Origin of the sequence: Mycobacterium sp. (genome assembly GCF_035274705.1) — a bacterium.
In the GTDB taxonomy this organism is placed as follows: domain Bacteria; phylum Actinomycetota; class Actinomycetes; order Mycobacteriales; family Mycobacteriaceae; genus Mycobacterium.
In genome coordinates this window covers 21,268-29,649 of record NZ_DATENY010000134.1, presented here as the reverse complement: position 1 = coordinate 29,649, position 8,382 = coordinate 21,268, and the positions used below count along the sequence as shown (strand labels likewise).

Here is an 8,382-nt window from a genome sequence, read left to right as displayed (position 1 = left end):
ATCGACCGTCGAGGAACCCAGCCCATGGCGCGACGTGATGATGCCGCGGCGCAAACAAACCCGCGAACAAAACCGCCACGACCGCATCAACACCGAACGACGCCAACGCACCGAACTCATCGCCGAAGAAGAACGCCAACGCCAAGCCTGGCTCGCCGCCAACTACCAACCACCCCCATTCTGAAGGGTCAGTCGTATCTCCTTGTCACGCAGTCGGTTTCACCATCCTGGAAACCCTGCGCGTACTGGGCTAGCTGAGTCACCAGATCGGTTCCACCTGCTTGTGTGCGTGGGTCGACCTGGCATTGGCGGGACGGCCCGTCCCCTCCGCGAGTTCTCACATCTGAGTCAGACGACCGCTGTGGCCCGACGGTTCCACAGGTGTGGTCATAATGGCCGTCATGGCAGACAAGGGCGGCAAGCCGGTACGCACAGGACCCGAGCGGATCAGAAAGCTCGCGCAGGCGGCACTCAATGCCGACGTCACCGTCGAGCAGGTCGACACCATCCTCGAAGGCCTGAGCGAGACGCTCGTCGACCTCAACGCCTCGACGGGCAACCTCGACGCCACCCTTGAGCGGTTCAACGAGACGATCAATCACATCAACGAACTCGCGCCGCGGCTGAACGCGGTGGTCGACCGCATGGAGCGCATCGTCGAACGCGTCGAACGCATCGTCGGGGTCGGTGAATCGGTGATGTCACCGCTGGCCGCCACCGAGCAGGCGGTCCGCGGCGCGGTGAAGGCGATCCGCGACCGCACGCATATCTAGCCGCTGTTGCGCAGCGCCGTAGCCAGTCCGCTCATCGTCAGCAAGATTCCGCGCTGGACGAGTTCGTCGTCGTCACCCGACCGATAGCGCCGCAACAGCTCGACCTGCAGATGGTTCAACGGCTCCAGATACGGGAACCGGTTGAACACCGACCGAGCCAGCGCCGGGTTGTCGGCCAGCAGATCGTCCTGACCGGTGATCAGCTTGTGCATCCGGATCGTCCGGTCGTGCTCCTCGACGATCTTGTCGAACACCCGCCGCCGCAGCGCCTCGTCCTCAACCAGCTCCGAATAGTGCGCGGCGAGGCCCATGTCCGATTTGGCCAGCACCTGTGCCATATTGGACAACACCGTCGCAAAAAACGGCCAGCGCCGGTAGAGGTCTTGCAGCACTTCCAGCCGCCCGTCGCCTTCGGAGATCCACTCTTCGAAGGCGCTCCCCGTCCCGTACCAGCCGGGCAGCATCACCCGCGACTGGCTCCAGGCCAGCACCCACGGAATCGCCCGCAGGTCAGATATCGACGTCGTGGGCTTTCGCGACGTCGGCCTGCTCCCGATGTTCAGTGCACCTATCTCACTGACCGGGGTGGATGCCTTGAAATACTCGACGAAACCCGGTGTGTCGTGGACCAATTCGGCGTACGCGCGCTGCGCGCGGGCGGCCAAGTCGTCGAGCACCTCGTAGGCCGGCCCGGCGGCGTCGCCGAGGCCTTCGACGTCGAGCAGTGTGGCTTCCAGCGTCGCCGCCAGCAGTGTCTCGAGGTTTCGGTGCGCAATCCGCGGCTCGGCGTACTTGGCCGCGATCACCTCACCCTGCTCCGTGATGCGCAAGGAGCCGCTCACCGCACCCGGCGGCTGCGCCAGGATCGCGTCATAGCTCGGCCCGCCGCCGCGGCCGACGGTGCCGCCGCGACCGTGGAAGAGCCGCAACCGGATTCCCGTCTTGCGCGCCGACTCCACCAGATCCAGCTCGGCGCGATACAGCGCCCAGTTGGCGGCCAGATACCCTCCGTCCTTGTTGGAGTCGGAATAACCGAGCATGACCTCCTGGCTGTCGGCGCGCGCCGTGACCATCGCGCGGTACAGCGGAAGATCCAGCGCCGCTCCGAGAATCGACGAGCCGCGCTGCAGATCGTCGATCGTCTCGAACAGCGGTACGACCCCGACAGGTGCATACAGCTCGGAACCCGAGATGTCGAGTAGCCCGACCTCCTTTAACAGGATGGCCGCCTCCAGCATGTCCGACACCGACTGGCACATCGAGATGATGTAGTTCGGTATCGCCTGCGGCCCGAATATGTTGACGGCCCGTGCGGCGGCCGCGCAGATATCGAGTTCCTTGCGGGCAAGCTCGGACAGTTCGGCGCCATCCTTCGTCAGCGGTCTGCGCGTCGCCAGTTCGGCCGCCAGCAGCTCGACGCGCTCGGGTTCGGGCAGCGAGCGGTAGTCGGGATGCACACCCGCCCACGCCAGTAGTTCTGCGATCACCTCCTCGTGCACGTCGGAGTTCTGCCGCAAATCGAGCCCGCACAGATGAAATCCGAAGACGCGCACGGCTTCCCGCAGCCGCGCCAACCGGTCATCGGCCAGCACCGCGCTGCCATTGGCGCGCAGCGAAGCGTCGACGATGTCCAGATCTGCCAGGAGCTCCACCGGCGTCAGGTAGCGCTGCAGTCCGAGGTCGAGCTCGTGCTCGGGTTGGCGGTCCAGGATCTCGGCGGCCGTCGCGGTGAGCCTGGCGTGGATGACGCGCAGAGCGCGGCGGTAGGGTTCGTCGGCGCGTGCGGGCTCGTGACACATGGCGGCCAAGGTCGCCAGCTCGTCGCTGATGGTCACCAGCCGTGCCGACATCGACAATTCCTGCTCCAGCGCGGTGATTTCGGCGAAGTAGTGTTGCAGCGCGGTATAGGCGGCGCTGCCCGTCGCAAGCCGGACCACGTCGGCGGTGACATTGGGGTTGCCGTCGCGGTCGCCGCCGATCCATGACCCGGGGCGCAGGATCGGCTCCTGCAGCAGGACGGCGTCGGGCCAGCGTGTCCGCAGAGCGCTGCGAACCTCGGCATTGACTTGCGGGATGACTTCGAAAAACGCGGCCTCGTAGTACCGCAGGCCGGTTTCGATCTCATCCTGAATCTTCAAACGCGACAACCGGATCAGCGCAGTCTGCCAGAGCGTCAGGATGTGGCGGCGTAGTTCGGGCTCCACCTCGTCCGGCGAATGACCGTGCAGGCGTAACCGCATCAGTTCGGTGATGCGATGCTGAGTGTCGAACACCGTGCGGCGACGGGTCTCGGTGGGATGCGTGGTGATCACCGGTGATACCAGCGCCCCCGTCAACGCGTCGGCCACCGTCGCCGAATCCAGTTCGGCCGAATCGAGTTTCAGATAGGTGGCGGCCAGGGTGCTGTTCTGCGGCGGCTCCCCCGCTGCGACGTGCACGGCGCGGCGGCGTTCCCGGTGGATGTCCTCGGCGACGTTGGCAAGCAACGCGAAATGCGTGAACGCGCGGATGACGGGGATCGCCTGATGAATGTCAATACCGTCGAACATGCCGGCCAGCTCGGACCTGTCGATCTCCGAGCGGCGCACCCGGAACGACTCCACCCGCGCGCGTTCGACGAGGTCGAACACCTCCTCGCCGTTCTGCTCGCGAACGGTCTCGCCGAGGAACGCACCGAGCAGCCGGATGTCTTCCCGCATGGGCTCGGTCGCCTCACGCCCAACCTGGGTGCGGCGCACCGAACCGATCGGCGCGAGCGCGGCGTCCTCAGCCATGCCCTAAGTATCTGCGCAGCGGCTACCGTTCGCACGGCGGGATAAGCTCGGGCCACAGCCAGCACCCAGGTTTGGGGAACCACATGATGCTTCCTCTAAAGGGCTCAGGCCGTTGTCAACAACAACACCGCAAGGGTGAGCACGAACAGAACAGACACCACGGTGATGGCAATCATCACGCCAATTCCGTTGTAGCTCTGAGGCGGTGGGCCGAGCGATCCGCGGCTGAAGGTGAACAGCGGCGCCATATATTCGAGTTCCACCCACTGTCCCGGATCCACCACGACGGTGTAATCCGCAGATCCGGCGCGCCTGGGAAGCCAGTAGGGGATATGCACGTGGACGTGATACTGCCCGGGCGCGGCGGGCACGATGCTGCGACCCCAACCGCGGATCGGCACGTCGTAACCGTTCAGCAGGATCTTCGGCGTATTCGCGGCGTACAGCCAGGCCAGAACTGAGTACTGCGTCGTGATCGCGATGCCCTCGCGAGGTTGTCCGTAGTACGGCTGGCCGTAAGGCTGCTGGCCGTACTGCGGCGCGTTCATCGCCCCGCGACTAGCTGTATTTGATCTGCAGCGCGACGCCGACGATGGAGACCAGCCAGATGCCGGTGACGAACAACGTCAGCCGGTCGAGGTTCTTCTCCACGACGGTGGAGCCGGAGAGGCTGGACTGGACGCCACCACCGAACAGGGTGGACAGGCCGCCGCCCTTGGCGCGATGCAGCAGCACCAGGAGCACGACCAGCACACTGGTCACGACCAGGATGATCTGCAGGGCCAATTCCATGGCCGCCAGATTACAGGTTGCCAGCCGGTACTCAGGGCAGGGGGCCGCCCGCGGCGATCGCGGACAGCGTCGCGAATTGCTCTGCGTCCAGCGACGCCCCGCCGACCAGGGCGCCGTCGACATCCTCCTGCGCGACGATCTCGCCGACGTTCTTGGCGTTCACCGAGCCGCCGTAAAGCACCCGGACACCCGCCGCGAGCTGCGGAGACGCCAGCTTGCCTAGCTCATCACGAATGGCCTTGCAGACCTCTTGGGCGTCGGCGGCGCTGGCCACCCGGCCGGTGCCGATCGCCCACACCGGTTCGTAGGCGATGACGGCGTTGCCGATCTGCTCGGCCGACAGGCCGGCCAGCGAGCCCTGTAACTGGGTGACGCAATGTTCGACGTGGTTGCCGGCCTCGCGGACCTCGAGGTGCTCACCCATGCAGATGATCGGCGTCAAGCCGTGCTTGAACGCCGCGGCGGCCTTGGCCGCGACGAGCGCGTCATCCTCATGGTGGTAGGTGCGGCGTTCGGAATGTCCGACGACGACGTACGTGCAGCCCAGCTTGGCCAGGAACGCGCCGCTGATGTCGCCGGTGTAGGCGCCGGAGTCGTGCTGCGACAGGTCCTGTGCGCCATACGTCAGCCGCAGCTTGTCCCCGTCGACGAGCGTCTGCACGCTACGCAGGTCGGTAAACGGCGGGATGACGGCGACGTCGACCTTGTCGAAGTACTTGTCCGGCAGTGAGAAGGCAATCTTCTGCACCAGCGCGATCGCTTCGAAGTGGTTGAGGTTCATCTTCCAGTTGCCGGCGATCAGCGGCTTGCGGCTCATGGGGATTCCTTAATGATCAATACTGCTCAGTATTTCCAAGCCGGGCAGCGTCTTGCCCTCAAGGTATTCCAGCGACGCCCCGCCACCGGTGGAAATGTGGGAGAAGCCGTCCTCGGGCAGGCCGAGTTGTCGCACTGCAGCCGCGGAATCACCGCCGCCGACGACGCTGAATGCGCCCTTGCCCGTCGCTGCGATGATCGCCTCGGCGACACCCTTGGTGCCGGCGGCGAACGCCGGGAACTCGAACACTCCCATCGGGCCGTTCCAGAAAATGGTCTTGGCGTTGGATAGCAGCGTGGTGAACCGCTCGACGGAGCCGGGCCCGATGTCGAGGCCTATCTTGTCGTCCGGGATGCGGTCGGCCGCAACGATTTCCGATGGCGAGTCGGCCTTGAATTCGTCGGCGACGACGATGTCGACCGGCACGTGGATCACGTCGCCATAGTCCTCGAGCAGCTTGCGGCAGGTGTCGATCATGCCCTCTTCAAGCAGCGACTTGCCCACCGAAACACCTTGCGATGCAAGGAATGTGAAGCACATGCCGCCGCCAATGACGAGGCTGTCGGCCTTGGTCGCCAGGTTCTCGATGACGGCCAGCTTGTCCGACACCTTCGACCCGCCGAGCACCACCGCGTAGGGCCGTTCCGTCGAACTGGTCAGCTGCTCGAGAACCTTGATCTCGGCGGCCACCAACGTGCCGGCATAATGCGGCATCAGCGTCGCGACGTCGTATACCGATGCCTGCTTGCGGTGTACAACGCCGAACCCGTCGGAGACGAATGCGCCGTCGTCTCCGACCAATTCGACCAGCTGCTTGGCCAGCGCGACCCGTTCGGCGTCGTCTTTGCTGGTTTCGCGAGAATCGAAGCGGATGTTCTCCAGCAGCAGGATGTCGCCGTCCGTCAGCCCCTCCGCGCGGGCAAGCGCGTCGGACCCGACGACGTCACCGGCCAGCTGCACATGCCGACCGAGCTTGGATCCCAACGCCTTTGCGACTGGAGCCAGCGACAACTTGGGATCCGGTCCACCTTTAGGCCTGCCGAGGTGCGCGGTGACGACGACCTTGGCACCCGCGTCAGACAACGCTTGCAACGTCGGCACGGAGGCAATGATGCGGCCCGGGTCGGTGATGTTGCGGTCGTCGTCGAGCGGCACGTTCAGGTCCGAGCGCACCAGTACGCCACGGCCCGAAACTCCTTCTGCCAGTAGGTCGTCGAGGGTCTTGACGGCCATCACGCTAGAGGGACTTGCCGACCAGCGCGACCAGATCGACGAGGCGGTTCGAGTAGCCCCACTCGTTGTCGTACCAGGAGACCACCTTGGCCTGATTGTCGATGACCTTGGTCAAACCCGAGTCGAAGATCGAGCTGTGCGGGTCGGTGACGATGTCACTGGACACGATCGGGGCGTCGTAATACTTCAAGATGCCCTTGAGCGGCCCGTCGGCAGCGGCCTTGAACGCGGTGTTGATCTCTTCGACCGACGCCGACTTACTCAGCTCGGCGGTCAGGTCGGTCACCGAGCCCGTCGGGATTGGAACGCGCAGCGCATACCCGTCGAGCTTGCCTTTCAGCTCGGGCAGCACCAGGCCGATGGCCTTGGCCGCGCCGGTGGAGGTCGGCACGATGTTCAGCGCGGCCGCGCGAGCCCGGCGCAGGTCCTTGTGCGGACCGTCCTGCAGGTTCTGGTCCTGGGTGTAGGCGTGGATGGTCGTCATCAGGCCCTTGACGATGCCGAACTCGTCGTTGAGCACCTTGGCCAGCGGACCCAGGCAGTTAGTGGTGCACGACGCGTTGGAAATGATGTTCTGACTGCCGTCGTACTTGTCGTCGTTGACGCCCAGCACGATGGTGATGTCCTCGTCGGTGGCCGGCGCGGAGATGATCACCTTCTTGGCACCGGCGTCCAGGTGGCCCTTGGCCTTGGCGGCGTTGGTGAAGATGCCGGTGGACTCGACGACCACGTCGACGCCCAGGTCGCCCCAGGGAAGGGCCGCTGGTCCCTCTTTGACCTCCAGCGCCTTGATCTTGTCGTTGCCCACGACGATGGTGTCCTCACCCTCGAGGCTGATCTCCGCCGGGAATCGACCCAGGATCGAGTCGAACTTCAGCAGATGCGCCAAGCTGGCATTGTCGGTGAGGTCGTTGACGGCCACCACCTCGATATCGGTGCTCTTGCCCTCGGCCTTCTGCGCCGCCAAAGCCCGGTAGAAGTTGCGCCCAATACGGCCGAAGCCGTTAACGCCTACCCGGATCGTCACTTGTCACTCCCTTGGTCGCCTCTGGTGTATTGCTCGGTGGCCAGCCTAGTAGTGCGCTATTCGGGGTGCGCGGGCGGTCTTGCCAGCCAGAATCATGCACATGGGTCTTGCCACACGGTTACGTCGGATCGGCTGTTTGACGATCGTTACCAGCGCTGTTGTCGGGTGCAGCCACGTGACCAGCGGGGTCGCCGTGAGACAACCTTTCGTCGGCGAAGACAAGTGCACTGCCGTATCCGAGCCAATGACAACGATCGAGCCGCAGGGCGCAGGCGAACCTGTCATGAGGATCCCGCACCCGAAGAACTGGGAGCGAACCACCATGCTCGATTCAGAGTTGATCCGCTTCGCCATGGCCAACCCTGATCTGGCCGCGAACAACTTCGCGCCAAGTGCCTTGGTGACGCTCGAGGACGTGACCGCCCACGGCGGCTCGCCCGAAGAGATCTTTGCAATGGAGTGGGAGGGGCTGGTCAAGTTGGCGGGCGGCACCGATCTCGTCACCACATCGGACAGCCCGGTCTGCGGGTTGCCGGCTCAGCGTGTGACGTTCACACTTCCGCGGATGGGCACCATTCCGCCGCGCAGCGGCACGGCGATCGCGATTGTGACATCCGGTGAACGCAAGTACGCCGCCGTGATCGGTCTGCAGACGACCCAACCCGATAAGCCGGTCTACGCCGACGATGCGAAGACCATCCTCGACGGATTCCAGATCATGACCGATCAGTGAACGGATGAGCTCTGATCTGTGGCGGGATCGGCGAGCCACTTCTGCCGGATCGTTGGCAGGGTGCCGTTGGCTTCGAGCTCTGCCTGAGCGACGGTGACGCGGCTGAACAGGGCGTGGTCGTCGAGCGACACGGCGATCGGCTGGCTGGTATTGCCTTGTTGCACACCGATTGTCAGACCGGCCAGGTCGTCGGTGGATGTGACGTTGGGCAGCCGGGTGGTGTCGACGGCAAG

General features: G+C 64.7%; 9 protein-coding genes and 1 pseudogene. 3 read left to right on the top strand and 7 right to left on the bottom strand.

What is annotated here, in order from left to right:
• Nucleotides 1-184: pseudogene (locus VJV41_RS27545) on the top strand (HNH endonuclease); the annotation flags it as partial.
• Between the two features lie 217 nt (nucleotides 185-401).
• The gene (locus VJV41_RS27540) at nucleotides 402-773 is read left to right on the top strand and encodes an ATPase (RefSeq protein WP_325339190.1); all 372 of its coding nucleotides are present in this window, start codon (nucleotides 402-404) and stop codon (nucleotides 771-773) included.
• Here the strand turns inward: VJV41_RS27540 and ppc are convergent.
• The 6 genes from ppc to gap form a co-directional block, all read right to left on the bottom strand.
• Nucleotides 770-3,547, bottom strand: coding sequence for a phosphoenolpyruvate carboxylase (gene ppc / locus VJV41_RS27535; RefSeq protein ID WP_325339188.1), 2,778 nt, complete (start codon nucleotides 3,545-3,547; stop codon nucleotides 770-772). The two genes, VJV41_RS27540 and ppc, sit on opposite strands and share 4 nt — an antisense overlap.
• A gap of 104 nt (nucleotides 3,548-3,651) precedes the next feature.
• On the bottom strand, nucleotides 3,652-4,095 hold the full coding sequence (locus VJV41_RS27530; RefSeq protein ID WP_325339186.1) for a hypothetical protein: 444 nt from the start codon (nucleotides 4,093-4,095) through the stop codon (nucleotides 3,652-3,654).
• 10 nt (nucleotides 4,096-4,105) lie between these two features.
• The gene (gene secG / locus VJV41_RS27525; RefSeq protein ID WP_325339184.1) at nucleotides 4,106-4,339 is read right to left on the bottom strand and encodes a preprotein translocase subunit SecG; all 234 of its coding nucleotides are present in this window, start codon (nucleotides 4,337-4,339) and stop codon (nucleotides 4,106-4,108) included.
• Nucleotides 4,340-4,370: 31 nt separating this feature from the next.
• Nucleotides 4,371-5,156 (bottom strand): triose-phosphate isomerase, encoded by a 786-nt coding sequence (gene tpiA, locus VJV41_RS27520; RefSeq protein ID WP_325339182.1) that lies wholly within the window; start codon nucleotides 5,154-5,156, stop codon nucleotides 4,371-4,373.
• Between the two features lie 9 nt (nucleotides 5,157-5,165).
• Entirely contained in the window at nucleotides 5,166-6,389 is a 1,224-nt protein-coding gene (locus VJV41_RS27515) for a phosphoglycerate kinase (protein WP_325339180.1), read from the bottom strand.
• Nucleotides 6,390-6,393: 4 nt separating this feature from the next.
• Nucleotides 6,394-7,416 (bottom strand): type I glyceraldehyde-3-phosphate dehydrogenase, encoded by a 1,023-nt coding sequence (gap, locus tag VJV41_RS27510; protein ID WP_325339178.1) that lies wholly within the window; start codon nucleotides 7,414-7,416, stop codon nucleotides 6,394-6,396.
• Nucleotides 7,417-7,699: 283 nt separating this feature from the next.
• Between gap and VJV41_RS27505 the strand changes: the two genes are divergently transcribed.
• Nucleotides 7,700-8,149: a hypothetical protein gene (locus tag VJV41_RS27505; protein ID WP_325339176.1), complete on the top strand. Its 450-nt coding sequence runs from the start codon at nucleotides 7,700-7,702 to the stop codon at nucleotides 8,147-8,149.
• Here VJV41_RS27505 and VJV41_RS29035 read toward each other — a convergent pair.
• Nucleotides 8,143-8,313, bottom strand: coding sequence for a hypothetical protein (locus VJV41_RS29035; protein ID WP_414685073.1), 171 nt, complete (start codon nucleotides 8,311-8,313; stop codon nucleotides 8,143-8,145). The two genes, VJV41_RS27505 and VJV41_RS29035, sit on opposite strands and share 7 nt — an antisense overlap.
• Nucleotides 8,314-8,382: the final 69 nt, after the last annotated feature.

What these genes read in the sequence shown, in the direction of transcription:
- VJV41_RS27515 (WP_325339180.1), bottom strand. Translation starts at nt 6,389, where the DNA reads ATGGCCGTCAAGACCCTCGACGACCTACTGGCAGAAGGAGTTTCGGGC.
- VJV41_RS27540 (WP_325339190.1), top strand. Translation starts at nt 402, where the DNA reads ATGGCAGACAAGGGCGGCAAGCCGGTACGCACAGGACCCGAGCGGATC.
- ppc (WP_325339188.1), bottom strand. Translation starts at nt 3,547, where the DNA reads ATGGCTGAGGACGCCGCGCTCGCGCCGATCGGTTCGGTGCGCCGCACC.
- tpiA (WP_325339182.1), bottom strand. Translation starts at nt 5,156, where the DNA reads ATGAGCCGCAAGCCGCTGATCGCCGGCAACTGGAAGATGAACCTCAAC.
- VJV41_RS27505 (WP_325339176.1), top strand. Translation starts at nt 7,700, where the DNA reads ATGAGGATCCCGCACCCGAAGAACTGGGAGCGAACCACCATGCTCGAT.
- VJV41_RS27530 (WP_325339186.1), bottom strand. Translation starts at nt 4,095, where the DNA reads ATGAACGCGCCGCAGTACGGCCAGCAGCCTTACGGCCAGCCGTACTAC.
- secG (WP_325339184.1), bottom strand. Translation starts at nt 4,339, where the DNA reads ATGGAATTGGCCCTGCAGATCATCCTGGTCGTGACCAGTGTGCTGGTC.